The organism is Kitasatospora sp. NPDC008115 (genome assembly GCF_042957205.1).
Taxonomy (GTDB): domain Bacteria; phylum Actinomycetota; class Actinomycetes; order Streptomycetales; family Streptomycetaceae; genus Kitasatospora.
Map to the genome: position 1 here is coordinate 48,014 of NZ_JBIBHU010000023.1, position 24,700 is coordinate 72,713.

Below are 24,700 nucleotides of genomic sequence, written 5' to 3' on the forward strand. Positions count from 1 at the left end.
GTCAGGGTATGACAAAGCGGACAAGTCAGCCCGCTGAGTGGGCCCGCCGGGCCCACCGGAATACGGTGGCCCCATGACCCAGCTCCCCTCCGCAGTGTCGGTCCGCGAGAGCGGTACCGGAACACCCCTCGTGCTGTTGCACGCATTCCCGCTCAACGCCGCCATGTGGTCCGCCCAACTGGACGCGCTGCCCGGCCCGGCCGGGGACCGGGCCCGGGTGATCGCCCCCGATCAGCGCGGCTTCGGCGGTGCCGGGCTGGGCCCGGAGGAGCCCTCGCTGGAGGCGGTGGCCGACGACGTCGTACGGCTGCTGGACGCCGCCGGGATCGACCGCGCGGTGCTCGGCGGGATCTCCATGGGCGGCTACGTGGCGATGGCCTTCGCCGAGCGCCACCCCGACCGGCTGGCCGGGCTGCTGCTGGCCAACACCAAGGCCACCGCCGACCCGCAGGCCGCCAGGGAGAACCGGGAGCGGATCGCCTCCGCCGTACTGGCCCGCGACAGCGTCCGGCTGCTGCTCGACGAGCGGATGGCGCAGGGCCAGCTCGCCCCGGGCTCGCAGCACCTGGCCGACCGGGTGCAGGAGCTGATCGCCGCCGCCCCGCCGGCCGCCGTCGCCTGGGCGCAGCGGGCCATGGCGGCCCGGCCGGAGCGCCTGGACGTGCTGGCCGGGCTCCGGGTGCCGGCCGCCGTGGTGGCGGGCGCGCAGGACGCGCTGATGCCGCTCGCCGAGGCGGAGCTGATGACGCGGGCGCTGGCGGACGCGGAGCTGACGGTGCTGCCCGGAGTCGGCCACCTGAGCGCGATCGAGGCGCCGGAGGCGTTCGACGCGGTGGCGCTGCGGCTGCTGGAGCGGGTGGCGGCGGGATGAGGGAGGAGCGGGCGGAGACCGGCGGCTGGGACTTCTCCGCGCTGGAGGTGACCGGCCGGGTGCCGGTGACCAACCGGGCCGAGGGGCTGCTCGAACTGACCCTGGAGCCGCTGGGCGAGGACTACTGGCTGCGCCCGGGGGAGACGTTCATCGTCACCTCGTACGGGGACTACGGCCCCGGGCACCCCTTCGAGGTGCAGTACTGGCCGGACTCGGTGTCGGTCTGGTGCACCTCGTGGTTCGGAACGGTCTCGGACGACGAGGGCAACCAGCTGAGCTGCGGGCACCAGCGCCCGGACGGCGCCTACCCGCGCTGAGGAAACGGGACGGCCCCCGCCCGGGGAGGGCGGGGGCCGTCCTGGCTCGCGGGCCGGGTCAGCGCGACTGCTGGGCGGGCACGCCCATGGTGTCGTCGTTCGGCAGCGAGGCGGCGGCCACGGCCGCACCGGTCAGCGTCGCCAGCATCTCGCGGACGTTGGTCAGCTGGGCGTTGATGCTGTCGCGGCGGTTGGTGAGCGCCGCCAGCTCGCGCTCGGATTCGCTGCGGATGCGGTCGGCCTTGGCGTTGGCGTCGGCCACGATGTCCTCGGACTGGCGCTGGGCCGTCTCGACGGTCTGGCGGGCGCGGCGCTCGGCGTCGGTGCGCAGCTTCTCGGCCTCCAGGCGCAGCTGCTCGGCGCGGTGCTCGATCTCGGCCAGCCGCTTCTCGGCCTTGGCCTGACGGGCGGCCAGGTCGCGCTCGGACTGCTCGCGGCGCTTGGCCAGGTTGGTCTCGAACTCCAGCGCGGCCTGGGCGGCCTTGGTGCGGGTCTCCTCGAAGAGGGCGTCCGCCTCCTCGCGCTTGTTCTGGGCGTCCTTGTTGGCCTCGGCCCGCAGCTGGGCGGCGTCGCTCTTGGCCTTGTCGACGATCCGCAGACCCTCGTCCTCCGCCTTGGCCTTGCGGTCCTTGGCGTAGTTCTCGGCCTCGGTGCGGACCTGCTGGGAGGCCGCCTCGGCGAGCTCGCGGTGCTGCTCGGCGGCGCGGTGCGCCTCCTCGCGCAGGTCCTTGGCCTCCTCCTCGGCGAGCCGCAGGATCTTCTCGACCCGGGCACCGAGACCGGCGTACGACGGCTCCGACTCCGCGACCGCCGCCTGGGCGGTCTGGGTCTCCAGGTGGAGCTCCTCGATGCGCTTCTCGAGCGCGCTGATCCGGGTCAAGGCACTGTCACGGTCGGCCACCAGCTTGGTGATCCGCTCGTCGACCTGGGCGCGCTCGTACCCACGGCGCACCAGGTCGAAGCCGTGAGGGGAGTGACTGTCGCTCATGGGGTTCTGGGCTTCCTGTCGTCAAACCGCTGAGGTGGTTGAGGGAATCCTGACACGGTACCGGAGTGTCGGCGACGAAACGCCGTTGTCCCGCGGACAATGTCCGCTCAATCGGGTGGTGCGTTCTTGGAGCGATTGCCACCCGACCGGGGAGAGCCAATCCCGGCACCGGCCTTGGCACCCCCGTCCTTCTTGGTGCTGCTTCCCCCGTTGGCCTGCGCGACCGGTGACGGCGCCTCGAAGGCCTCCAGGGCGGACAGCACGTCCTGCACCCTGGAGATCTCGGTGTTGATGTCCTTGCGGCGGCGCACCAGTTCGTCCAGCTCGCGCCGGCCCTCGTCGGTGGCCCGCTTCGCCTCGGCCCGCGCCTCGGCGAGCAGCCGCTCGGCCTCCGCCTTCGCCAGTTCGACCTGCTCCTCGGCGGCCCGGTCGGCGGCCCGCACCCGCTTCTCGGCCTCGGCCGACGCGGTCTCCAGCCGCTCCTCCGCCTCGTCCTGAGAGGACTTCAGCTTGGCCTCGGCCTTGATGATCAGGGCCTCGGCGCGGTCGGTGGAGCTGGCGAGCTTGGTCTCGGCCTCCTTCAGCAGGCCCTCGGCCTTGCGGACGGCCGACAGCCGGACCTTGCTGGCCTCGGCGGACGCCTCCGAGGTCAGCTCGTTGGCCCGGTCCTCGGCGGCCGCGACCAGCGCCGCGGCCCGGTCCTCGGCCTCGGCGACGGTGGCCACCGCCTGCTCCTCGGCCTCGGTCAGCTGCTCCTGGGCGGCCGTCACCAGCGCGTCCACCCGCTCACCGGCCGACTTCATGGCCTGCGCGTTCTCCTTGCGGGCGCGCTCGTGCAGGGCCTCCACCTCGGCGTCGGTGCGCTCGCGCAGCTCCTCGGCGCGCTCGCGGATCGCGGTGGCGTCCCGGCGGGCCTCGGAGAGCAGCGCGTCGGCGTCGGCCCGGCCCTTCTCGACGGCCTCCTGCCCGGCGGCCTCGCCGGCCGCGACCAGCCGGCCGGCCTCCTTGCGGGCGGCGGCGACCATCGCGTCCGCCTGCTCCTCGGCGGCGGCGGTGGTGGCCAGCGCGGTGGTCCGGGCGTCCTCGCCGAGCGACTCGGCGTCCGCGAAGGCCTTCTCCAGCACGGACTTGGCCCGCTCGCGGGTGGACTTGTCGAACTGCTCGGCGGCCTCGCGGACCTCGGCGTCGTAGGCGTCGGCGCGGCCGTGGGTGGCCGTGTCGTACTCGTCGGCGAGGGTGCGGGTGGCGAGCGCGTACTCCTCGGCCTCGGCGCGCAGCGCGGCGGCGAACTCCTCCGCCTCGGCGACGGTCGCGGCGGCCCGCTCCTCGCCTGCGGCCACCGTCCGGGCGGCCAGCTGCTCGGACTCGGCGCGCTGCTGGTCGGCGGCCTCCTGGGCGGCGCGCAGGGTGTCCTCGGCCTCGGCGCGCAACTGCTCGTCGTAGGCCTGCGCCTCGGCGCGCCGGCGGGCCAGCTCCAGCTCGGCGGCCTCGTGGTCGGCGGCCAGCTCCAGCTCGGTCTGCTCGCGCAGGGCGGTCGTCTCGGCGGCGGTCCTGGCCCGCAGGTCGGCGGTCTCGCGCTCGACGCTCTCGCGCAGCCGCGCCGTCTCCTGCGCGGCGACGGCCCGCAGCTCGGCGGTCTCCCGGTCGGCGAGCGCCCGCAGCTCGGTCGTCTCGCGATCGGCGAGCGCCCGCAGCTCGGTGGTCTCCCGGTCGGCGGTGTCGCGCACCTCGGCGGCGGCCTGCTCGGCCTGCTCGCGCAGCTCCTCGGCGTCCCGCTCGGCGGCGGCCCGCAGTTCGGCGATCTGCTGGGAGGCGGTTTCGTGCAGCCCGGCCACCGACTGGCGGACCTCGGCGGCCTCCTCCTCGGCGGTCTCGACCAGCGCGGCGGCCTCGGTCCGGCCGGCCTCGACGAGCTCCTCGCCGTCGCGCCGGGCCTGCTCCAGCTCCTCGCCGGCCTCGGCGCGGATCGCCGCGGCGGTGGCGCGGGCCTCGGACAGCTCGCGGCCGGCCTCGGCGCGCACCGTCCCGGCCTGCTCCTCGGCGAGCGCCAGCTCGGCCGCGCCCCGCTCGCGCAGTTCCTTGGCGGTGGCTTCGGCTTCGGCGCGGCGCTGTTCGGCGGCGGTTTCGGCGGCTTCGAGGGCGCGTTCGGCTTCGGCCTGGAGGCGGGCGGTTTCGGTGGTGGTGCGTTCGGTGAGGTCGGCGGCGGCGGTTTCGGCCTCGGTGCGGACGTGTTCGGCGTGGGCGTCGGCGGCCTCGCGGACGGCGGCGGCCTCGGCGGCGGTGCGTTCCGTCAGCTCCGTGGCGGCGGTTTCGGCTTCGGTGCGGACGTGTTCGGCGTGGGCGTCGGCGGCCTCGCGGACGGCGGCGGCCTCGGCGGCAGTGCGCTCCGTCAGCTCCGTAGCGGTGGCTTCGGCTTCGGCGCGGCGCTGTTCGGCGGCGGTTTCGGCGGCTTCGAGGGCGCGTTCGGCTTCGGCCTGGAGGCGGGCGGTTTCGGTGGTGGTGCGTTCGGTGAGGTCGGCGGCGGCGGTTTCGGCTTCGGTGCGGACGTGTTCGGCGTGGGCGTCGGCGGCCTCGCGGACGGCGGCGGCCTCGGCGGCGGTGCGTTCCGTCAGCTCCGTGGCGGCGGTCTCGGCCTGCTCACGCGCGGCCGTGGCCGCGGACAGCTGCTCGGCGGTCTCCTCGCGCTCCCGGCGCAGCCCGGCGGAGGCCTCCTCGCGCTCGCGCCGGCTCTCCTCGCGCAGCGCCTCGGCGGCGGCCTCGGCCTCGGCCCTGGCCCTGGCGGCCTCGGTGTCGGCCTCGGTGCGCACCCGCTCGGCGTCGGCCACCGCGGCGTCGCGCACGGCGCTCGCCCCGGCCTGGGCGTCGGTCCGCAGCGCCTCCGCGGCGGCGCTCGCCTCGGCGCGCACCCGCTGGTCGAACTCGGTTGCCTCGCGGCGCAGTTCGATGGTCTCGCGCTCGGCGGCGGCCCGGTTCTCGGCGGCCGCGGCCTTGGCCGCGGTGAGCGCGTCCCGGCCCTGCTGCTCGGCGGCGGCGGTGGTCTTCGAGGCCTCGGCGCGGGCCCGCTCCAGGGTCTGCTCGGCGCGGCCCTGGGTCTCGGCGGCCTGCTCCTTGGCCTGCTCGCGCAGGCGCTCGATCTCGGCGGCGGCGCCGGCGCGCAGCTCGTCCGCGTCGGCCTTGGCCCTGGTGAGCAGCTCCTCGGCGCTCTTCGCCGACTCCTCGATCTGCAGCACCGCCTGCCGGCGGGCCTCGCCGCGCACCCGGTCGGCCTCGGCGGCGGCCTGGGAGCGCAGCTCCTCCGCCTCGGCGCGCAGCCGGGCGGCCTCGTCCTGCATCTCCTGGATCCGCTCGCGGACCGCGGCGGCGTCGTCCAGGGCGGCGTTCTGGGCGGCCTCGACGGCGGCCTGCGCCTGCTCGCGCAGCCGCTCCGCCTCGGCGGCCGCCTCGGCGCGGATCCGCTCGGCCTCGGAGGTGGCCCCGGTGCGGGCGGTCTCGGCGTCCTGGCCTGCCCGGTCGAGCATCTCCTCGGCGGTCTTGGCGGCCTTGGCCAGATGGGCGGCGGCCTCCTTGGCACCGGCCGCCCGGCCGGCCTCCTCGGCCTCGCCGCGCAGCTGCCCGGCGGCGGCCTCGGCCTGCGCCCGCAGCTCGGCGACGTCCCGGTCGGCCTGGGCGCGCAGCTCGGCGATCGCGGCCTCGGCCTCGGCGCGCAGCTGACCGGCCACCGACTCGGCGGTGGCGCGCAGCCGCTCGCTCTCCTCGGCGGCGGCGGCCTTGGCGGCCTCCGCCTCGGCCTGCTTGGTGGCGGCCTCGGCGCGGATCGCGTCGGCCTCCTTGGTGGCCTGGGCGACCATCCGGGCCACCTCGGCGCGGGCGGTCTGCGAGCGCTGCTCGCTGGCGGCCTCGCCGTCGGCGACCTTCCGCTCGGCGGCGGCCTCGGCGTCGGCCTGCAGCCGCTCGGCGGCGGCCTCCGCCCGGGCGCGCAGCTCGGCGGCCTCCTGGCGGGCGCGCTCGGCCTCGGCGACGGCCTCGGCGCGCAGCCGTGCTATCTCCGCCTGGGCGTGGTCCAGCTCCTGCCGGGCGCGGGTCTGCTCGGCGGCGGCGGTCTCCTTGAGCCGGCCGATCTCGGCCCGGGCGGCCGCCAGCTGCTGCTCGGCGGCGGCGTGCGCGGCGGCCAGCTGCTGTTGGGCCTCGCCACGGGCGGCGTCCACGTCGGCGGCGGCCTGGGCGCCGGCCTGCTGGGCCTGCTCGGAGGCGGCGCGCAGCAGCCGTTCGGCGTCGCTCTGGGCGCGCTGGAGGGCGGCCTCGGCGGCGGCCTGGGCCTCACCGCGGGCGGCGTCCACGTCGGCGGCGGTCTGCGCGCGGGCCTGGTCGGACAGCGCGGCGGCCTCGGCGCGGGCCGCGGCCATCATCCGATCGGACTCGGCGCGCGCCTCCTGGAGCAGGCGCTGGGCCTCCTGCTCGGTGCCGGCCCGGGTCTGCTCGGCCCAGTTGACGTTCTCGTTGACGTGCTGCTCGGCGCTGCGCCGCAGCTCGGCGAGCTCCTCCTCCAGCTGGCGGCGGCGGGCGGCCAGCTCGGCCTCCAGCCGGGCGGTGCGCTCGGCGGCCTCGGCCATGATCCGCTGGGTGGCGGCCTGGGAGTCGCGCAGCTGGCGCTCGGCGTCGGCGCGCAGCTGCTGGGCCTGCATCTCGGCGGTGCGGAGCATCTGCTCGGCCTGGCCGGACACGGCGTCGAAGGCGCGCGGCTGGGCGAGCATGCGGCGGGACTCGTGCAGCTTGGCCCGGAGCACCTCCACCTGGTAGGCGAGGTCCTCGGCATGCTCGACTGCCTTGTCCCGCTCCTTCCGAGTCCGATCCATCTCGGCCTCGAACTGGGAGAGGTGATCGTCAACCTCGTAGCGGTCGTAGCCCCGCACTCCGCGGTCCCATCCATCTCCTGGTTGCGTCCTCGACCCGGCCGGTCCGCGCTCCCGTTGTCCGGGCACGGTCCGACTGGTCCTTGCATCCGCGGCCGTCCGGACGCCCCTCGCCTAGCCGGGGACGCCCGCCGCGGTGTCGGAGTCCTGGGGCGTGGGAGCGCGGTCGATCCGCATTCCCCCGTCCGGGTGGACTCCTGGGCGAACTCTTGCCTTGTGGAGAATGGTGACAGATCCGTCTTGCGACTGTTCAGCCGTGCCCGCGTAATGGACTCCCCTGCGACGGGCCTCCCACCGGGGCGGACGGGCCTGTCTTCGGCCGTGCCCGTCGTCCCCGTCCCCCGGAGTCTTCGCGCACCTGGGCATTGTAGTGGGAGCGTCCTGCGGGGGAATGGCCGCGTGGGGGTTTTCCGGGTTGCCCGGTGAGATTACTGACGGGTCATGAGGGCGGCGGGGCGGCGGACGGGCGGTTGCCGCCCCGCGCGGCGGCGGACCTCAGTGGGCGTCGGGCCCGGCGGCGGTGACCAGCTCGGTCAGCACCCCGCCGCAGTCCTTGGGGTGCAGGAAGGTGATCCGCGAGCCCATCGAGCCGGTGCGCGGCTGCTCGTAGAGGACCCGCACGCCCTTGGCCCGGATCTCCTCGGAATCGGTGTCGACGTCGGCGGTGCCGAAGGCGATGTGGTGGACGCCCTCGCCGTTCTTCGCCAGCCACTTGCCGACCGGGGAGTCCTCGCGGATCGGCTCCAGGAGCTGGAGGTAGGAGGCGCCGCCGTCGCCGGTGTCGTTGATCTTGAGCATGGCCTCGCGGACGCCCTGCTCCTCGTTGACCTCGCTGTGGAAGACCTCGAAGCCGTAGGTGGCGCGGTAGAACTCGACCGTCTTGTCGAGGTCGCGGCAGGCGATGCCGATGTGGTCGATGCGGGTGAGCACGGGGGCCTCCGGTCTGGGGCTGGTGCGACAGGACGGCAACAGTGCAGCGCATGCCGGACGGCGGCGCCAGTGATCGGGGTGCGAATCTGCTCACACGGCCGGGGTGGCGGGGTTCACCCGGATCGGCGCGGCACGGTGTTGACTGGATGGTGCCGGACAAGTCCGAGTGCGCTCGATCACATCTTGGGTCCGCTGACGGGCGGGTAACAGGTCAGTACATTGAGCGGAATCCTCCACCTGGCCACGACGTGCGAAGGGGCTCGTCCCATGACCAACACCACCTCAGTGATCGTTGCCGGGGCGCGGACCCCGATGGGCCGGCTGCTCGGCTCCCTCAAGGGCTTCTCCGGTGCCGAGCTCGGCGCCTTCGCGATCAAGGCCGCGCTGGAGCGGGCCGGCATCACCGGCGAGCAGGTCCAGTACGTGATCATGGGCCAGGTCCTCCAGGCCGGCGCCGGCCAGATCCCGGCCCGCCAGGCCGCCGTCAAGGCCGGCATCCCGATGAACGTCCCGGCGCTCACCATCAACAAGGTGTGCCTCTCCGGCCTGGACGCCATCGCGCTGGCCGACCAGCTGATCCGGGCCGGCGAGTTCGACGTCGTGGTGGCCGGCGGCCAGGAGTCCATGACCAACGCCCCGCACCTGCTGCCGAAGTCCCGCGAGGGCTACAAGTACGGCGCGATCGAGCTGCTCGACGCGATGGCGCACGACGGCCTGACCGACGCCTACGAGAACATCCCGATGGGCGAGTCCACCGAGAAGCACAACACCCGCCTCGGCATCCCGCGCGACGTCCAGGACGAGATCGCCGCCGCCTCGCACCAGCGGGCCGCCAAGGCGCAGGCCGACGGTGTCTTCGACGCCGAGATCGTCCCGGTGGAGATCCCGCAGCGCCGCGGCGAGCCCGTCGTGTTCAGCCAGGACGAGGGCATCCGCGCCGACACCACCGTCGAGGGCCTGGCCAAGCTGCGCCCGGCGTTCACCAAGGACGGCACCATCACCGCCGGCACCTCCTCGCAGATCTCGGACGGCGCCGCCGCCGTGGTCGTGATGAGCAAGGCCAAGGCCGAGGAGCTGGGCCTGAGCTGGATCGCCGAGATCGGCGCGCACGGCAACGTCGCCGGCCCGGACAACTCGCTGCAGTCGCAGCCGTCCAACGCGATCAGGCACGCGGTCGCCAAGGAGGGCATCGCCGTCGGGGACCTCGACCTGATCGAGATCAACGAGGCCTTCGCCGCCGTCGCCCACCAGTCGACGAAGGACCTCGGCGTCTCCTCCGAGATCGTCAACGTCAACGGCGGCGCCATCGCGCTCGGCCACCCGATCGGCATGTCCGGCGCCCGCGTGGTGCTGCACCTGGCGCTGGAGCTGCAGCGCCGCGGCGGCGGCGTCGGCGCGGCCGCGCTCTGCGGCGGCGGCGGCCAGGGCGACGCGCTGATCGTCCGGGTGCCCAAGGCCTGACGACCGACGCAACGACCGAACTTCCGGGGCTGCGGACCGCCACGGGCGTGTCTGACCATTCGCGGCGAGGTGCGTGCCCTGGCGTCGCGCGCCCGGCGGGAATGGTCAGACACGCCCACCGGGCCGTGGCCCCTCGGCGCAAGGAGCAGTCACAGATGATCGATGTGCCGACCCTGGTCGAGCAGGCCCGGCAGGGCCGTCCGCGGGCGGTCGCCCGCCTGATCTCGCTGGTCGAGAACGCCGCGCCCGAGCTGCGCGAGGTGATGGCCGCGCTGGCGCCGTACACCGGTCAGGCCTACACGGTGGGCCTGACCGGCTCGCCGGGCGTGGGCAAGTCCACCTCCACCTCGGCGCTGGTCTCCGCCTACCGGCGGCTGGGCAAGCGGGTCGGCGTGCTGGCGGTCGACCCGTCCTCGCCGTTCTCCGGCGGCGCCCTGCTCGGCGACCGGGTCCGGATGCAGGACCACGCCACCGACCCCGAGGTGTTCATCCGCTCGATGGCCACCCGCGGCCACCTCGGCGGCCTCTCCTGGGCGGCCCCGCAGGCGCTGCGGGTGCTGGACGCGGCCGGCTGCGACGTGATCCTGGTGGAGACGGTCGGCGTCGGCCAGTCCGAGGTGGAGATCGCCGCGCAGGCCGACACCACGGTGGTGCTGCTCGCCCCCGGGATGGGCGACGGCATCCAGGCCGCCAAGGCCGGGATCCTGGAGATCGGCGACGTGTTCGTGGTGAACAAGGCCGACCGGGACGGCGCCGACGCCACCGCCAGGGAGCTGAACCACATGCTGGGCCTGGGCGAGGCCCGCGAGGCGGGGGACTGGCGCCCGCCGATCGTGAAGACCGTCGCGGCCCGGGGCGAGGGCGTGGACGAGGTGGTCGAGGCGTTGGAGAAGCACCGCGCCTGGCTGGACGAGCACGGCGAGCTGGCCGTGCGGCGCCGGCGGCGGGCCGCCGACGAGATCGAGGCGATCGCGCTGGCCGCGCTGCGCGCCCGGATCGGCGACCTGCACGGCGACCGGCACCTGGTCACCCTGGCCGAGCAGGTGGTGGCCGGCGGGCTGGACCCGTACGGTGCCGCCGACCGGCTGGTGGCCGGGCTGACCGCGCACTGACCGGAGGCCGGCACCCCGCACGTGGGTGCCGGCCTCCGGCCCGTCCGCTCAGCCGCGGCCGCGCAGGCCCCGCAGGTGCTCGGCGACGGGCGCCAGCGCCTCGTACATCGCGTCGAGCTGCTCGGGGGAGAAGCGGTCGATGAAGTGGGCCCGGACGCTGCGCACATGGCAGGGGGCGACCCGCTGCATGGTCTCCCAGCCCTGCTCGGTGAGGTGGGCGTAGAGGCCGCGGCGGTCGCCGGGACACTCCTGGCGCAGCACCAGGCCGGCGTTCTCCATCCGGGTGATCTGGTGCGAGAGCCGGCTCTTCGACTGGAGGGTGGCGGTGGCCAGGTCGGTCATCCGCATCCGCCGCTCGGGGGCCTCGGAGAGCACGACCAGGATCTCGTAGTCGTTGATCGCCAGGTTGTGCGGCTGGAGCTCACGGCTGAGCTGGTAGTCCAGCAGCTTGGCGACCTCCAGGTGGGCGCGCCACAACCGCTGCTCCCGGGCGGTCAGCCAGGGGGTCTCCTCCTCGGACCGCTCGGACGGCGGGGCAGAGATGTCGGCGGGGTCGATCGTGTGCGTCTCCATGGCCCCAGGATACCGCATTTAGTTCAATGTTGTACGACTTTGCCGGGTGCCGACGTCCGACGGCCGCCGCGATCCGGCCACGGCGCGACGAGGGCCTCCGCCGCGCCGTGGCCGCGCGGTCAGAGCCCGAAGCGCCGTCCGAGGTTGCCCAGGTTACCGAGGCCGGGCACGTTCATGTTCGGCATCTGGGAGCCGTGTCCCGAGGGGTGCTGGCCCGGCACCCCGCCCATCGGAACCCCGGCCTCGGCGTGCAGTTGGCCGACCGACCGCTCCGCCATCAGCACCTCGGTCGACTGCAGCAGCACCTGGCCGGCGCCGATGAACTCGAACTGGTGCTCCTCGCCGGACGCCCCGCCCAGCCCGGTGAGCCGGCGCACTCCGCCGATCAGCCCGTGCATGTAGTCGTGGTCGTAGTGGTGGCACGGCGCCGGGCAGTCCGCCCAGCCGACCAGCGCCTGCGGGTCCACCCGGATCGGCGGCTCGACGAAGTGCACCGGCCCGTTCGAGGCGGCGACGAACTTGCCGGTGCCGATCAGGGTCAGGAAGCCCGGGATGATCGACTGCTTCAGCCGCAGGGTGGGCTCGAAGGCCAGCAGGTTCCCCGAGCGGACCGTCAGGTTCCCCTCCTCCAGGTCGTAGGAGTTGAGGTCGAAGGCCCGGTCCGCCAGCAGCAGCTTGCCGCGCCCCTCGGCGACCACCCAGTCCGCCGCGTGCATCGGCGAGTTGAAGTGCTGCCCGAGCATCCGGTCGACCGCGCCGGCGCCGACGCCCTTGAAGGAGATGTCGCCGTAGTAGGCGATCATCTTGCCCTTCTGCAGGAAGTACGAGCCGTTGAGGTCGACCGAGAAGGCGTACGGGTTGACGTTGTCGTTGGGCGGCAGGCTGTGCGCGTCGTGCACCACCGGGCCGGAGCCGTCCTGCGCCTTGGGCAGCGGGGCCTGCGCGCCGCCGTACTGCTCCTGGGCGTACTGCTGCGGGGGCTGGGCCGGGTAGCCCTGCGGCGGGGGCGGCGGGTAGCCGCCCTGCTGGGGGTAGCCCTGCGGAGGGTACGGCTGCTGGCCCTGGGGCGGGTACGGCTGGCCCTGCGGGGGGTAGGGCTGGCCGGGCTGCTGGTAGCCGGGCGGCGGGGCGGCGGGGTAGCCGGGCTGGGTCGGCTGGCCGTACGGGTCCTGCGGCTGCCCGTACGGGGGCTGCGGCGGGTAGGACATCAGAGCTTCTCCTCGCTCGCCTGCACGTACACCGTGCCGTTCCCGGACAGCTCCAGCTGGAACGCCTCGCCGGAGCCGCGGCCGATCATGTCGCGCCACCCGAGCGCGGTGGACAGCTTGTTCTGGACCTGGCCGCGGTGCGCGACATAGGCCTGCGGGTCGACGTGCACCGGCTGGTGCGGGGTGATCGGCACCTCGAAGACGCCGCCGTGCGCCATCACCGCGACCGCGCCGTGGCCGTCCAGCTTGGTGGTGAACAGGCCCTGGCCGGTCACCTGGCCGCGGACCATGCCCATCACGCCGCCCTGCGAGCCCATGAACATGGTGGACTGCTGGAGCGAGCCCTCGAAGGCCAGCAGCCGGTCCGCCTCGACGTACAGGGTGTCGCCGGCCAGGTCGATCACGTGCACATGGTGGCCGCCGTGGCCGAACAGCACGCTGCCCTGGCCCTCGACGGTCATCAGCGGGGTGTCCTCGTTGGCGACCCGGCGGCCGATCATCGACATCACGCCGCCCTGCCCGCCGGTCATGTTCGGCGTGAACCGCACCTCGCCGGTGTACGCGAGCATCGCGCCGCGCTGGCTGAACATCCGCTGGCCCGGTACGACCCGGGCCTCGATCATCTTGCTGTTGATCTTCGTGAACGCCATCAGACGTCGCCCCCGACGGTCAGCTTCTCGGAGGGCTGCACGTAGACCAGGCCCTCGCCGGTGAACTCCACCTGGACGGCCTCGCCGCCGCCCTCGCCGATGAAGGTGCTCCAGCCGGCGCCGGACTTGATGGAGCGGTTGAGGTTGCCGGTGTGGGCGACGTACGCGCCGGGGTCGACCCGCAGCGGCATGCCCTGGGAGACCCGCAGGATGATGGCCGGCCCCTGGGAGGTGACGGCGGCCCAGCCGTGGCCCTCGACCTTGGTGGTGAACAGGCCGTTGCCGGAGGACACGCCGTTCAGGCCGGTGAAGGTGGTGCCGGTCTTCAGCGTGCCCTCGGTGCAGAGCAGGTTGTCGGACTCGACGTACAGCGTCTCGCCGTTCAGCCGCACGAGATTGATCTCGGTGGCCTGGTCGGCGAAGTAGCAGGTGCCCTGTCCCTTCACCTCCATGACCGTCATCTGCTCGCCGGTGAGCCGGCGCGTCACCATGCCGCGCAGGCCGTCACCGCCCCCGCTGAGCTTCTTGAAGTTCATCTGGCCCGTGTAAGCGACCATTGAGCCGTTCTTGGCCTTCACGAAATCGCCGGTCATGTCGACGGCGAGCGTCTTTGACCCCTGGAGTCGAAACTGTGCCACGGCCGCAATCTAGCGGTCGGCGGGCGCGGCGGGGGAGGGGGTGGCGGCGTTCTGGTACGTGTCTGCGACAAACCGGGCGGGCGGACTCCGGTACCACCCCCGACGGCGGGTTCGGACATGTGCTCGGTGATAATGGAGCGGATGCTTGTGAGCCGGTTCACAAGCGATCTCCGAGCCCCCGTATCGAGGTACCCATCGTGAACAGCAGCGCCGTCCACCGCCTGCGCCTGGTCTCCGGCCCCGAAGGGGTCTCCTTCCTGCTCCTGCTGGTCTGCTCGGCGCTCAAGCGCACCACCGACTTCAACGCCGTGCCGGTGATGGGCATGGTCCACGGGATCCTGTTCATCCTGTACGTGGTCTTCTGGATCATGGCCTGGCAGACGCAGAAGTGGGACGTCAAGCGCGGCGCCGTGCTGTTCATCCTCTCGGTGCTGCCCGGCGGCGGCTTCGTGGCCGAGCGGATGCTCGCCAAGGAGGAGCGCGGCGGGGCGGCGGCGCCGGCCACGGCCTGACGCCCTCCGCGCGACCTCCCCACGGCACGCCGGCAGGCTGCCGGGGCCTCCTCTCCCAGTGGCCCCGGCAGCCTGCCGTGTCTTTCGGGGGTGGTCCGTCCGCGGCCCGAGGGCCTAGTTGACGTTCACCGCGCTCCAGGCCGCGGCCACCGTGTTGTACTCCGTGCTGCCCGCGCCGTAGAGGTCCTTGGCGGCGTTCAGGGTGCCGGTGCGGGCGGCCTTGTAGTTGGTGCTGGAGGTGAAGTAGACGGTCAGCGCGCGGTACCAGATGGCGGCGGCCTTGGCGCGGCCGATGCCGGTGACGGTCGAGCCGTTGGAGGTCGGGCTGTTGTAGGCGACGCCGTTGATGGTCTTGGCGCCGCTGCCCTCGGCCAGCAGGTAGAAGAAGTGGTTGGCCACGCCCGAGGAGTAGTGGACGTCGATGCCGCCGATGCCCGAGTACCAGGCGTCCTTGGACGAGCCGTCCTTGGAGGGCTTGTCCATGTAGCGCAGCGGCTGGCCGTTGCCGAAGATGTTGATCTTCTCGCCGATCAGGTAGTCCGGCACGTCCACCGGCAGATTGGCGTACCACTCGACCAGGGTGCCGAAGATGTCCGAGGTGGCCTCGTTGAGGCCGCCGGACTCGCCCGAGTAGGTGAGGTTGGCGGTCGCCGAGGTGACGCCGTGGCTCATCTCGTGGCCGGCCACGTCGACGGCGGTCAGCGGGTTGGCGTTGCCGGAGCCGTCGCCGTAGGTCATGCAGAAGCAGGAGTCCTGCCAGAAGGCGTTGACGTAGGCGTTGCCGTAGTGCACCCGGTTGCTGGCGCCGACGCCGTTGTTCTTGATGCCGTTGCGGTTGAAGGTGTTCTTGAAGTAGTCCCAGGTGGCGCCGGTGCCGTACTGCGCGTCCACCGCGGCGGACTGGGTGTCGGACGCCAGCCCGTTGCCCCAGTTGTTGTCGGCGTCGGTGTACAGCGCGTTGCCGCTCTTGGCGTTGCCGGTCCACTGGTTGCCGCGGGTCGGGTCCTTGAGCTGGTAGGTGGAGCCGCTCTGGGTGGTGGTCAGGGTGACCGCCCCGACGTGCACGCCCTTGCCGGTGCCGACCGCGGTCTGTACCTCCTCGTGGGTGGAGAGCACCTGGCCGGTGGCGGCGTCGGTGACCAGCCGCTGGCTGCTCGGCGTGCCGTCGGCCCGCTCGCCGTGGACCACCGTGCGGTACGCCAGCCGCGGGCTGCCGTCGCCCGCCCAGACCACCAGTTCGGGGGCGCTCGCGCCGTCGACCCGGGTGACCGGCGAGGCGTCCGCGTCGGCCGGGGCGACACCGACGGTGGCCCGGACCGAGTCGACGGCCTGGGTGGAGGCGGTGCCGGCGGAGAGCGCCGGAGTGAGGCCCGGCAGCGAGACGCGGCCCTCGAAGGCCCGGTCGACCGAGGCGATCGAGCCGTTGGCCTTCTGGTGGACGACGAGGTCGCCGCCGAGGACCGGCAGGCCGGCGTAGGTGCGGTCGTAGCGCAGGTGGCGGGTGCCGTTGGCGTCGACCACCACGTCCTTGACGACCAACTGCTCCTGCCCGCCGAGGGCGAGCGCCTTCGCCACCGGCGCGGCCTGCTGCCCCGCCAGCGCGATGAGCGACTCGCGCTGCGGGACGGGGGCGGCCTGGGCGGGGGCGGCGGCGACCTGGATGGCGCCGGCCAGCAGGGCGGAGGCGGAGAGTACGGCGCCGGCTGTCAGCTTTCGCTTCACGTGCGGGTTCCTTCCACGAAACCGCGGGTGCGCGGTCACGCCTCGTACCGGGGCACCGGGGTCGGCGCCAGGGGGCGGTAGGGCGCGGACGTGCTGCTCCCGTGCGGCCTGACGCGCCGTCGGTGGGTGGGGCGACGGGGCGTCCGGACGGGGCTTTGGGCAGAAGCATGACAATGCAGGTCGTGAAAGGACAGGGTGTGACCGGGGATTGGCCAGGTCTCGCCAAGATTTCCACGGCTGGTGGTGGATGTGACGGTTGCCGTGTTTGTCTGCGTTCGTTGCTTGGCGTGTTCCCGCCAGCGGCGGGGCTTGTCGGCATCTGTCCGCGTTGCTACGCGGGCGGGCACGCGGCGTCCGGGGGCCTCCCCTCCCCAGTGGGGCCCCCGGACGCCGTTCGAGCGGGCGTCAGTTGACGTTGACGCCGCTCCACGCGGCAGCCACCGCGTTGTACTCGGCGCCACCGGCGCCGTAGAGGTCGGCCGCGGCGCTCAGGGTGCCGGTGCGGGCGGCCTTGTAGTTGGTGGTCGAGGTGAAGTAGACGGTCAGCGCGCGGTACCAGATCGCCGCGGCCTTGTCCCGGCCGATGCCGGTGACCGTCGAGCCGTTGGAGGTCGGGCTGTTGTAGGCGACGCCGTTGACGGTCTTGGCGCCGCTGCCCTCGGCCAGCAGGTAGAAGAAGTGGTTGCCCACGCCGGAGGAGTAGTGGACGTCCAGGCCGCCCACCGAGGAGGACCAGGAGTCGGCCGAGCCGCCGTCCTTGGAGGGCTTGTCCATGTAGCGCAGCGGGGTGCCGTCGCCGTTGATGTCGATCTCCTCGCCGATCAGGTAGTCCGGCGGGTCGGCGGGGAGGTTGGCGGACCACTCGACCATGGTGCCGAAGATGTCCGAGGTGGCCTCGTTGAGGCCGCCGGACTCGCCCGAGTAGTTCAGGCCTGCGGTGGCCGAGGTGACGCCGTGGGTCATCTCGTGGCCCGCGACGTCCAGCGCGGTCAGCGGGTTGGTGTTGCCGGCGCCGTCGCCGTACGTCATGCAGAAGCAGGAGTCGCTCCAGAACGCGTTGACGTAGTTCTTGCCGTAGTGGACCCGGCTGGTGGCGCCGACGCCGTTGTTCTTGATGCCGTTGCGGCCGAAGCTGTTCTTGTAGTAGTCCCAGGTGGCCGCCGCGCCGAACTGGGCGTCCACCGCGGCCGACTGGCGGTTGGCGGCGGTGCCGTCGCCCCACACGTTGTCGGTGTCGGTGAAGAGGGTGCCGGAGCCGGAGGTGCGGTTCTTCAGGTCGCTGGTGGACTGGCCGCCGCGCGAGGCGTCCTTGAGCGAGTAGCCGCCGCTGACGCCGGTGGTGGTCAGCGGGACGGTGCCGACGAAGACGCCGGTGCCGGTGCCGGAGGCGGTCTGCACCTGCTCGTGGCTGGACAGCACCTGGCCGGTGGCGGCGTCGGTGACCAGCAACCGGCTGCTGGGGGTGCCGTCGGCGCGGACGCCCTCCACGGTGGTCCGGTAGGCCAGCCGCGGGCTGCCGTCGGCGGCCCAGACGACCAGCTGGGCGGCGCCCGCCCGGTGCACCTCGGTGACCGGGGACTCGTCCTTGTCGGCGGCGATGCCGACGGTGGACTGCACCGCACCCGAGGCCTGGGCGGCGGCCTTGTCGGCCGGGATCGCCGGGGTCAGGCTCGGCACCGCGATCTGCGCGCCGGCCGCCTTGTCGACCGCCTTGACCGCGCCGTCGGCGGCCTGGTGGACGACCAGGTCGCCGCCGAGCACGGGCAGGCCGGCGTAGGTGCGCTCGAAGCGGAGGTGGCGCGTGCCGTCGGTGTCCACCACGGCGTCCTTGGCGACCAGCGCCTCCTGGCCGCCCAGCCCGAGCGCCTTGGTCAGCGGGCCGGCCTGACCGCTCGCCAGCGCGATCAGGCCGGCGCGGTGCTGCGCGGCCTGTGCCTGGACCGACGGGGTCGGGGTGGCCTGGGCGGCGGTGCTCACCTGGATGACGCCGGTGAGGAGGGCGGTGGCGGAGAGTACGGCGCCGGCTGCGAGCTTTCGCTTCACGTACAGGTCCTTCCGGAAAACCGCGTGTGCGCGGTCGCGCCGCGCTCCGGGGTGCCGGGGTTGGCACCTGAGGGGCGGAACGGGCGCTGACGTGCTGCTCCGTGCGGTCCACGGCGGTCACCGGTGAGTGGGGCGGTGGCCACCGGACGGGGCTGGCGGAAAGCATGACAATCCAACAAGTGAAATGACAGGTCTCGTTCATGGATTGGCCAGGTCCCGCCAACGTGGCGGAAGGTGAACAGAGTGACAAAAGGGGTGAATCACCCCGACTTTCAGCGGGTTACCGTCCGAACCGAACCCTGATAGCGGGCCAGGGGCCGTCCGTGCGCCCAACCGGCCGGGCCGGGGGGATGGTTGGCGCCCGTTCACACCCGCGCAACGTGCTGGTACGGACCTGGCGAACCGGTTGGCGTGTTCCCGCCACGTGTCGCGCTTGTCCACCATCAGGACGCCTGGTAACCCCCGCCCTGCCCGCCGGTACGGTAAGGAGGTGGCCAAGCCCCTCGCTCTCGACTTCGACCCGATCGCCCGCGCCGACGAGCTGTGGACCCGCCGCTGGGGGGCCGTCCCCTCGATGGCGGCGATCACCTCGATCATGCGGGCCCACCAGATCCTGCTCTCCCGCGTGGACGCGGTCCTCAAGCCGTACGGGCTGACCTTCGCCCGCTACGAGGCACTGGTGCTGCTCACCTTCAGCCGGACCGGCGAGCTGTCGCTCTCCAAGATCGGCGAGCGCCTGATGGTCCACCCGACCAGCGTCACCAACACCGTCGACCGCCTGGAGCGGGCCCGCCTGGTCGCCCGCCGCCCCAACCCGCTGGACGGCCGGGGCGTGCTCGCCGCGATCACCGACCGGGGCCGCGAGGTCGTCGAGGGCGCCACCCGGGAGCTCATGGCGATGGAGTTCGGCCTGGAGGAGTACGACGCCGACCAGTGCCGCGAGGTCTTCGACCTGCTCCGCCCGCTGCGGGTGGCGGCGGGCGACTTCACCGAGCTCCCCGGCGAGGGGCCTGCGCAGGCCGGGGCGTGAGGGCGGCTACCCTCGTGTGAGCGGTGCGCGGATCAGGACGTACCCCCCCGATGCTGCCGAGCGAGGCGATGAAGACGATGAAGGCGACCCCCCTGCTGGGCTGGTACCGGGCCCTGGCCATTGCGACCGGTGTGGCACTGCTGGTGTTCTGCGGCTTCATGGTCGCGAAGTACGGCTTCGACGCGGCCGAGGACGTGACCACCTACGTCGCGATGCTGCACGGCTACCTCTACATCGGGTACTTCGTGGTGACCTTCCTGCTCGGCCAGAAGCTCAAGTGGCCGCTGGGCCGGATGGTCTTCTTCCTGGCCGCCGGCTGCATCCCGTTCGCCTCCTTCGTCGCCGAGCGCAAGGTGGTCGCCGAGGCCGCCGACAAGCTGTCCGCCGGTGCCGCCGCCCGCCAGCCGGCCGGCGTCTGAGCGAAGCCCCCGAGGGCGCCCTTCCCCGCACGGGGGAGGGCGCCCTTTCGCATGCCCCCGGCATCCGCGGCCGGGTGTCCGTCGACAAGTACTAGGACGTCCGAGTAAATTAGTAGGACGTCCTAAAAGCTGTGCCGCCCGCTGGCGTGGCGGCCGTACGGAGCGGAGTTCGGGGTCATGGACGCCGAGGAGATCGAGCGCGGACGGCAGCGCTGGCAGCAGCGGTACGACAGCGCCCGCAAGCGGGACGCGGACTTCACCACCCTTTCCGGGGACGAGGTCGAGCCGGTGTACGGCCCGGCCCCCGGGCAGGCCTACGAGGGTTTCGAGCGGATCGGCTGGCCCGGCGAGTACCCGTACACCCGCGGCCTGCACCCGACCGGCTACCGCGGCCGGACCTGGACCATCCGCCAGTTCGCCGGCTTCGGCAATGCCGAGCAGACCAACGAGCGGTACCGGATGATCCTGGAGGCGGGCGGCGGCGGCCTCTCGGTCGCCTTCGACATGCCCACCCTGATGGGCTACGACTCCGACGACCCGCGCTCGCTCGGCGAGGTCGGCCACTGCGGCGTGGCGATCGACTCGGCCGCCGACATGGAGGTGCTGTTCCGCGGCATCCCGCTCGGCGAGGTCACCACCTCGATGACGATCAGCGGCCCGGCGGTGCCGATCTTCTGCATGTACCTGGTCGCCGCCGAGCGGCAGGGCGTCGACCCGGCGGTGCTCAACGGCACCCTGCAGACCGACATCTTCAAGGAGTACATCGCCCAGAAGGAGTGGCTCTTCGCCCCCGAGCCGCACCTGCGGCTGATCGGCGACCTGATGGAGTACTGCGCCAACGGGATCCCGGCGTACAAGCCGCTCTCGGTCTCCGGCTACCACATCCGCGAGGCCGGGGCGACGGCCGCGCAGGAGTTGGCGTACACCCTGGCCGACGGCTTCGCCTACGTCGAGCTGGGCCTGTCCCGGGGCCTGGACGTGGACGTCTTCGCGCCCGGCCTGTCCTTCTTCTTCGACGCGCACCTCGACTTCTTCGAGGAGATCGCCAAGTTCCGCGCCGCCCGCCGGATCTGGGCCCGCTGGATGCGCGAGCGGTTCGGCGCGAAGACCGAGAAGGCCCAGTGGCTGCGGTTCCACACCCAGACCGCCGGTGTCTCGCTCACCGCCCAGCAGCCGTACAACAACGTGGTCCGCACCGCCGTCGAGGCGCTCTCGGCGGTGCTCGGCGGCACCAACTCGCTGCACACCAACGCCCTGGACGAGACCCTGGCGCTGCCCTCCGAGCAGGCCGCCGAGATCGCCCTGCGCACCCAGCAGGTGCTGATGGAGGAGACCGGCGTCACCAATGTGGCCGACCCGCTGGGCGGTTCCTGGTACGTCGAGGCGCTGACCGACCGGATCGAGCAGCAGGCCGAGGAGATCTTCCGGCGGATCCTGGACAAGGGCCGCGAGGACCACGCGATCGGCCCGGTCACCTCCGGCATCCTGCGCGGGATCGAGGACGGCTGGTTCACCGGCGAGATCGCCGAGGCCGCCTTCCAGTACCAGCAGGGCGTGGAGAAGGGCGAGAAGCGGGTCGTCGGCGTCAACTGCCACCCGCGCAGCGTCACCCCCGAACTGGAGATCCTGCGGGTCAGCCACGAGGTGGAGCGCGAGCAGGTCCGGGGACTGGGCGCGCGCAAGGCGGCCCGGGACGAGGCCGCGGTGCGGGCCGGGCTGGACGCGATGCTGGCCGCCGCGCGCTCCGGCGCGTCGATGATCCCGCCGATGCTGGACGCGGTGCGCGCCGAGGCGACCCTGGGCGAGATCTGCAACGCGCTGCGCGAGGAGTGGGGGATCTACCGGGAGACCGCCCGCTTCTGATCCCGTCGCCCGGTACGCGCAAAGGCCGCCCGGCCCTCCTCCAGAGGTGCCGGGCGGCCTCCGCGCGTGCGTTCAGCCGGCCGAGGGGGCCGGGTAGGTGCCGAGCAGCAGGCCGGTGAAGCGCCGGGTCCACTCGGGGGTGATCGGCTCGCCGCTGACCAGCACCCGGTGCTCGACCGTCCCCGCGATGGTGTCGAAGATGATGTCGACCTCATCGCGGGTGGTCGCCTCGTCGACGTCCGGGGCCAGCTCGCCGCGCGCCTGGGCGGCCGCGCGGCCCTGCCGGACCAGCCGCTTCTGCGGGTCGACGATCGCCTCCCGGATCCGCCGGCGCAGCTGCCGGTCGCGGGTGCCCTCGGCGAACAGGGCGAGCAGCGCCGCCTGGCTCTCCGGGCGGGCCAGCAGCTCCGCGAGCTGGTCCACCACCGCCTCGATGTCGGCCTGCAGACTGCCCAGGTCGGGCATCACCAGCTCGTCGAAGAGGCTGGCGACGGCGTCCACCACCAGCTCGTTCTTGGACGGCCAGCGGCGGTACAGGGTGGTCTTGGCGACGCCGGCGCGGGTCGCGACATGGCCCATGGTGAGCCCGCCCCAGCCGAGTTCGGCGAGGGCCTCGCGGGTGGCGTCCAGGATGGCGCGGTCGGCGGCGGCGCTGCGCGGGCGGCCCTTGGTCCGGGCGGCGGCGGTCTCCGGGCTCTCCGGGAGGGGTGGCTGGGGGGCCGGCACCGGGCCTCCTTGCGATTTACCGGTAAGTAACTTGGGTGGGGCTGGTAACGGTAGCGACTCTTGCGTGTCCAGGTCAGCCGGGCCGCCGGGGAAAGTGGCCCACCTCACGTCCGGCGGGGGCGGACAGGGGTTGCGGCGGGTGCCCGGGGTCCAGTTACGCTACGACTCGTAGCGAAAGCGACGACCAGGCGCCGTGCCCCCGTGGGACGGGAGCGGCGCGGGCGCGGGTGGGGATCCGCGCCGAACGGTTCAGGCTGTCGGGAGTGGCTCGGCCACCCCGGGAATCGGGACCGCGCAGCCCGCGCGGGGCGTTTTCCGGGAGGTTGGTGCCCACCAGCGGCGCGGGCGGGGGAGGATGGTGCCATGCAGCCACGGAATTCTCGTCTCAACAGTGCCGCCCTGCGTGGTGCGGTCGACCTCGCCGCGGTGAAGGCAGCCGGCGAGGCTGCCCAGAAGGCCGAGCAGGCCAGGGCCGAGCGGGCCCGCCAGAGCGCCGCCGGCGAAGCGGCCGGGGAGGCCCCGGCCGGGATCGGCTACCCGCTCGTCGTCGACGTCACCGAGGACACCTTCGAGGCCGAGGTCGTCCAGCGGTCCACCGAGGTGCCGGTGGTCGTCGACTTCTGGGCCGAGTGGTGCGGGCCCTGCAAGCAGCTCAGCCCCATCCTGGAGCGCCTGGCCGAGGAGTACGCCGGCCGGATCGTGCTCGCCAAGATCGACGTCGACGCCAACCAGCTGATCGCCCAGCAGTTCGGCATCCAGGGCATCCCGGCCGTGATGGCCGTGGTGGCCGGACAGCTGGTCCCGCTCTTCCAGGGCGCCGAGAACGAGGCCAACGTCCGCAAGGTGCTGGACCAGCTGATCCTGGTCGCCGAGCAGCGCTTCGGCATCGTCGGCACCGGCGGCGCGCCCGCCGAGGAGGGCGCGCAGGCCGCCGCCCCGCACCGGCCGGAGGACCCGGCGCTGGCCGCGGCCCACGACGCGCTCGACCAGGGGGACCTGGGCGGTGCGATCCAGGCCTACCGGAACGTGCTGGCCGAGCAGCCGGGCAACACCGAGGCCAAGGTCGGCCTCGCCCAGGCCGAGCTGCTCCAGCGGGTCGAGGGGCTGGACCTCCAGGCCGTCCGGGCGACCGCCGCGGCGGACCCGAAGGACATCGAGGCCCAGTTGCGGGCCGCCGACCTGGACCTGGTCGGCGGGCACGTCGAGGACGCCTTCGGGCGGCTGGTGTCGACGGTCGGCAAGACCTTCGGCGAGGACCGGGACGCCGTCCGGCTGCGGCTGCTGGAGCTGTTCGAGGTGATCGGCCCGGACGACCCGCGGGTCACCGCGGCGCGCCAGGCGCTGGCCCGGGTGCTGTTCTGAACTCCGGTCGGCGACAAGGCCGGTGACACGCCTGATGACCTGCGGTGCCGCCAGGTGATTTGGCGACAATCCGGTCATCCTCTCTGAGGTTTACCAAATCTTGACAACACCCGTGGACGGTCACGACATGTGACCGTCCACGGGTGTTTCACTGATGTTTCCGAGGGATTTCGCCCTCACCAATCCTTCATTTCGTAACGCTGCGTGTCCATGGCGCCGATTCCATGATCATCTGCGTCCGTGTGGGATTACCCGTCAGTAATGCGACCTCTTGTGCTTCGCCCGGGATTCGAGCAGCATCGGCACGCCCGGTCCCCACACTTCGACCCCCGCCGGCAGCCGGTCGGCGGACCCGGAGGAGGGGATCCCCACCGGGCGGCCGGCGGCCCTGCCGCCGGCGAGAGGGCAGGGGGGTGTCCGCGCGTCCCACGGCGGTTCCTGTCCTTCGTACGACCGCGCTCCCCGCGCGGTCGCTGGTTGTCGCTCGGGGGGATCGCCGGTGTTGCCACCGCGCTCTCCGCTACCGAGGACGTAGCTCTCTCCCATCCCAGGCCCCCATCGGTGCGGGACCCGCCACCGGGGAGCCGGAGATGTACGTCCCAGAAGGAGGACACGCATGTCCAAGACCTATGGCAAGACCCGCTGGAAGCGCTTCGCCCTGGTGATGGTGCCGAGCCTCGCGGCCACCGCCGCGGTCGGCGTCGGCCTGGCGAACAGCGCGCTCGCAGCCTCGTTCAGCATCTCGGGCCAGCAGTTCAAGGTCTCCGCGAAGGAGTTGCACGGCACGAAGTTCGCGCAGTTCGGCGCGATCGACGTCGAGAAGGACAAGACGACCCACCCGGTCGCCGTCTCGGCCTTCGACACCGCCCGGATCAAGGGCCTGTGCCAGTCGCTGGTCACCGACCCGAACGTGATCCCGCTGCCGTTCAAGCTCCCGAAGGTCACCCTCCGCCTGGAGGCCGGCGACAGCGAGCAGCAGGAGCGCCAGGTCGAGGCCGCCAACCTGCTGATCGACCTCGACTCGCTGGAGGCCGACGCCGAGTTCGGCAACATCAACATCGGCCAGGACGCCTCCACCCTCACCGGCACGGCGACCAAGAACTGGACGTCCGCGCTCGGTACCGGCCTGCCCAGCGGCAAGACCGGCTTCGCGCAGGCCGCCGACACCGCCGACCTGTACGGCGCGAAGCAGACGGCGTGGGCGACCTCGGCGGGCACCTTCAAGCTCAAGGGCCTGAAGCTCAACCTCTACACCGACGCGGGCCACGAGTGCTTCTGAGCCGGTCCCTCGGTTGACCGGCTGACCGCCTGACGGCGGGTCGGGGGCCGGGGACGGCGGCCGCACGGGCCGCCGTCCCCGGACTC

20 protein-coding genes are annotated in these 24,700 nt (G+C 73.0%); 10 read left to right on the top strand and 10 right to left on the bottom strand.

The window, feature by feature from the left end:
* The first annotated feature begins 73 nt into the window (after nt 1-73).
* Both ACFZBX_RS26525 and ACFZBX_RS26530 read left to right on the top strand, forming a co-directional pair.
* Nucleotides 74-871 carry an alpha/beta fold hydrolase gene (locus ACFZBX_RS26525; RefSeq protein WP_391536290.1) on the top strand — a complete coding sequence of 266 codons (798 nt, stop codon included), beginning with the start codon at nt 74-76 and terminating at the stop codon, nt 869-871.
* Complete coding sequence (locus ACFZBX_RS26530) at nt 868-1,188, top strand: hypothetical protein (protein ID WP_391536291.1); 321 nt, start codon at nt 868-870, stop codon at nt 1,186-1,188. Before ACFZBX_RS26525 ends, ACFZBX_RS26530 begins: the two co-directional genes overlap by 4 nt.
* 58 nt (nt 1,189-1,246) lie before the next feature.
* Here the strand turns inward: ACFZBX_RS26530 and ACFZBX_RS26535 are convergent, their stop codons facing one another.
* From ACFZBX_RS26535 to mce, 3 genes are all read right to left on the bottom strand, one after another.
* Entirely contained in the window at nt 1,247-2,176 is a 930-nt protein-coding gene (locus ACFZBX_RS26535) for a cellulose-binding protein (RefSeq protein ID WP_380753222.1), read from the bottom strand.
* Nucleotides 2,177-2,283: 107 nt separating this feature from the next.
* A complete protein-coding gene (locus ACFZBX_RS26540) occupies nt 2,284-7,029 on the bottom strand; it encodes a hypothetical protein (protein ID WP_391536292.1) in 4,746 nt (1,581 codons plus the stop codon).
* A 552-nt stretch (nt 7,030-7,581) separates the two neighbouring features.
* Nucleotides 7,582-8,016: a methylmalonyl-CoA epimerase gene (mce, locus tag ACFZBX_RS26545; RefSeq protein WP_350553093.1), complete on the bottom strand. Its 435-nt coding sequence runs from the start codon at nt 8,014-8,016 to the stop codon at nt 7,582-7,584.
* A gap of 267 nt (nt 8,017-8,283) precedes the next feature.
* Between mce and ACFZBX_RS26550 the strand changes: the two genes are divergently transcribed.
* Both ACFZBX_RS26550 and meaB read left to right on the top strand, forming a co-directional pair.
* Nucleotides 8,284-9,477 carry an acetyl-CoA C-acetyltransferase gene (locus tag ACFZBX_RS26550; protein ID WP_391536293.1) on the top strand — a complete coding sequence of 398 codons (1,194 nt, stop codon included), beginning with the start codon at nt 8,284-8,286 and terminating at the stop codon, nt 9,475-9,477.
* Between the two features lie 155 nt (nt 9,478-9,632).
* A complete protein-coding gene (gene meaB / locus ACFZBX_RS26555) occupies nt 9,633-10,589 on the top strand; it encodes a methylmalonyl Co-A mutase-associated GTPase MeaB (protein WP_391536294.1) in 957 nt (318 codons plus the stop codon).
* A 48-nt stretch (nt 10,590-10,637) separates the two neighbouring features.
* Here the strand turns inward: meaB and ACFZBX_RS26560 are convergent, their stop codons facing one another.
* The 4 genes from ACFZBX_RS26560 to ACFZBX_RS26575 form a co-directional block, all read right to left on the bottom strand.
* Nucleotides 10,638-11,162 carry a MarR family winged helix-turn-helix transcriptional regulator gene (locus ACFZBX_RS26560; protein ID WP_391536295.1) on the bottom strand — a complete coding sequence of 175 codons (525 nt, stop codon included), beginning with the start codon at nt 11,160-11,162 and terminating at the stop codon, nt 10,638-10,640.
* Nucleotides 11,163-11,281: 119 nt separating this feature from the next.
* Nucleotides 11,282-12,094 (bottom strand): AIM24 family protein, encoded by an 813-nt coding sequence (locus tag ACFZBX_RS26565; protein WP_391536355.1) that lies wholly within the window; start codon nt 12,092-12,094, stop codon nt 11,282-11,284.
* Nucleotides 12,095-12,369: 275 nt separating this feature from the next.
* Entirely contained in the window at nt 12,370-13,020 is a 651-nt protein-coding gene (locus ACFZBX_RS26570) for an AIM24 family protein (RefSeq protein WP_391536296.1), read from the bottom strand.
* Nucleotides 13,020-13,658: an AIM24 family protein gene (locus ACFZBX_RS26575; RefSeq protein ID WP_391500530.1), complete on the bottom strand. Its 639-nt coding sequence runs from the start codon at nt 13,656-13,658 to the stop codon at nt 13,020-13,022. Before ACFZBX_RS26575 ends, ACFZBX_RS26570 begins: the two co-directional genes overlap by 1 nt.
* Before the next feature lie 194 nt (nt 13,659-13,852).
* Between ACFZBX_RS26575 and ACFZBX_RS26580 the strand changes: the two genes are divergently transcribed.
* Nucleotides 13,853-14,170, top strand: a complete 318-nt coding sequence (locus ACFZBX_RS26580; RefSeq protein WP_391536356.1) for a DUF3817 domain-containing protein — start codon at nt 13,853-13,855, stop codon at nt 14,168-14,170.
* 114 nt (nt 14,171-14,284) lie between these two features.
* Here the strand turns inward: ACFZBX_RS26580 and ACFZBX_RS26585 are convergent, their stop codons facing one another.
* Entirely contained in the window at nt 14,285-15,892 is a 1,608-nt protein-coding gene (locus ACFZBX_RS26585; RefSeq protein ID WP_391536297.1) for a M4 family metallopeptidase, read from the bottom strand.
* Between the two features lie 405 nt (nt 15,893-16,297).
* On the bottom strand, nt 16,298-17,935 hold the full coding sequence (locus ACFZBX_RS26590; RefSeq protein WP_391536298.1) for a M4 family metallopeptidase: 1,638 nt from the start codon (nt 17,933-17,935) through the stop codon (nt 16,298-16,300).
* A 490-nt stretch (nt 17,936-18,425) separates the two neighbouring features.
* Between ACFZBX_RS26590 and ACFZBX_RS26595 the strand changes: the two genes are divergently transcribed.
* From ACFZBX_RS26595 to ACFZBX_RS26605, 3 genes are all read left to right on the top strand, one after another.
* On the top strand, nt 18,426-18,965 hold the full coding sequence (locus ACFZBX_RS26595) for a MarR family winged helix-turn-helix transcriptional regulator (RefSeq protein ID WP_391536299.1): 540 nt from the start codon (nt 18,426-18,428) through the stop codon (nt 18,963-18,965).
* 50 nt (nt 18,966-19,015) lie between these two features.
* Nucleotides 19,016-19,384: a DUF3817 domain-containing protein gene (locus ACFZBX_RS26600; RefSeq protein ID WP_391536300.1), complete on the top strand. Its 369-nt coding sequence runs from the start codon at nt 19,016-19,018 to the stop codon at nt 19,382-19,384.
* Between the two features lie 177 nt (nt 19,385-19,561).
* Nucleotides 19,562-21,247, top strand: coding sequence for a methylmalonyl-CoA mutase (locus ACFZBX_RS26605; RefSeq protein ID WP_391536301.1), 1,686 nt, complete (start codon nt 19,562-19,564; stop codon nt 21,245-21,247).
* A 72-nt stretch (nt 21,248-21,319) separates the two neighbouring features.
* Here ACFZBX_RS26605 and ACFZBX_RS26610 read toward each other — a convergent pair whose 3' ends face one another.
* Nucleotides 21,320-21,973, bottom strand: a complete 654-nt coding sequence (locus tag ACFZBX_RS26610; RefSeq protein ID WP_391536302.1) for a TetR/AcrR family transcriptional regulator — start codon at nt 21,971-21,973, stop codon at nt 21,320-21,322.
* Nucleotides 21,974-22,336: 363 nt separating this feature from the next.
* Here ACFZBX_RS26610 and trxA point away from each other — a divergent pair, with 363 nt between their 5' ends.
* Both trxA and ACFZBX_RS26620 read left to right on the top strand, forming a co-directional pair.
* Nucleotides 22,337-23,335 (top strand): thioredoxin, encoded by a 999-nt coding sequence (trxA, locus tag ACFZBX_RS26615; RefSeq protein WP_391536303.1) that lies wholly within the window; start codon nt 22,337-22,339, stop codon nt 23,333-23,335.
* A gap of 616 nt (nt 23,336-23,951) precedes the next feature.
* On the top strand, nt 23,952-24,614 hold the full coding sequence (locus tag ACFZBX_RS26620; protein WP_391536304.1) for a DUF6230 family protein: 663 nt from the start codon (nt 23,952-23,954) through the stop codon (nt 24,612-24,614).
* Nucleotides 24,615-24,700: the final 86 nt, after the last annotated feature.

Coding starts and splice junctions, on each gene's coding strand:
- trxA (WP_391536303.1), top strand. CDS start 22,337: ATGCAGCCACGGAATTCTCGTCTCAACAGTGCCGCCCTGCGTGGTGCG.
- meaB (WP_391536294.1), top strand. CDS start 9,633: ATGATCGATGTGCCGACCCTGGTCGAGCAGGCCCGGCAGGGCCGTCCG.
- ACFZBX_RS26525 (WP_391536290.1), top strand. CDS start 74: ATGACCCAGCTCCCCTCCGCAGTGTCGGTCCGCGAGAGCGGTACCGGA.
- ACFZBX_RS26560 (WP_391536295.1), bottom strand. CDS start 11,162: ATGGAGACGCACACGATCGACCCCGCCGACATCTCTGCCCCGCCGTCC.
- ACFZBX_RS26535 (WP_380753222.1), bottom strand. CDS start 2,176: ATGAGCGACAGTCACTCCCCTCACGGCTTCGACCTGGTGCGCCGTGGG.
- ACFZBX_RS26570 (WP_391536296.1), bottom strand. CDS start 13,020: ATGGCGTTCACGAAGATCAACAGCAAGATGATCGAGGCCCGGGTCGTA.
- ACFZBX_RS26540 (WP_391536292.1), bottom strand. CDS start 7,029: ATGGATCGGACTCGGAAGGAGCGGGACAAGGCAGTCGAGCATGCCGAG.
- ACFZBX_RS26620 (WP_391536304.1), top strand. CDS start 23,952: ATGTCCAAGACCTATGGCAAGACCCGCTGGAAGCGCTTCGCCCTGGTG.
- ACFZBX_RS26605 (WP_391536301.1), top strand. CDS start 19,562: ATGGACGCCGAGGAGATCGAGCGCGGACGGCAGCGCTGGCAGCAGCGG.
- ACFZBX_RS26550 (WP_391536293.1), top strand. CDS start 8,284: ATGACCAACACCACCTCAGTGATCGTTGCCGGGGCGCGGACCCCGATG.
- ACFZBX_RS26530 (WP_391536291.1), top strand. CDS start 868: ATGAGGGAGGAGCGGGCGGAGACCGGCGGCTGGGACTTCTCCGCGCTG.
- ACFZBX_RS26600 (WP_391536300.1), top strand. CDS start 19,016: ATGCTGCCGAGCGAGGCGATGAAGACGATGAAGGCGACCCCCCTGCTG.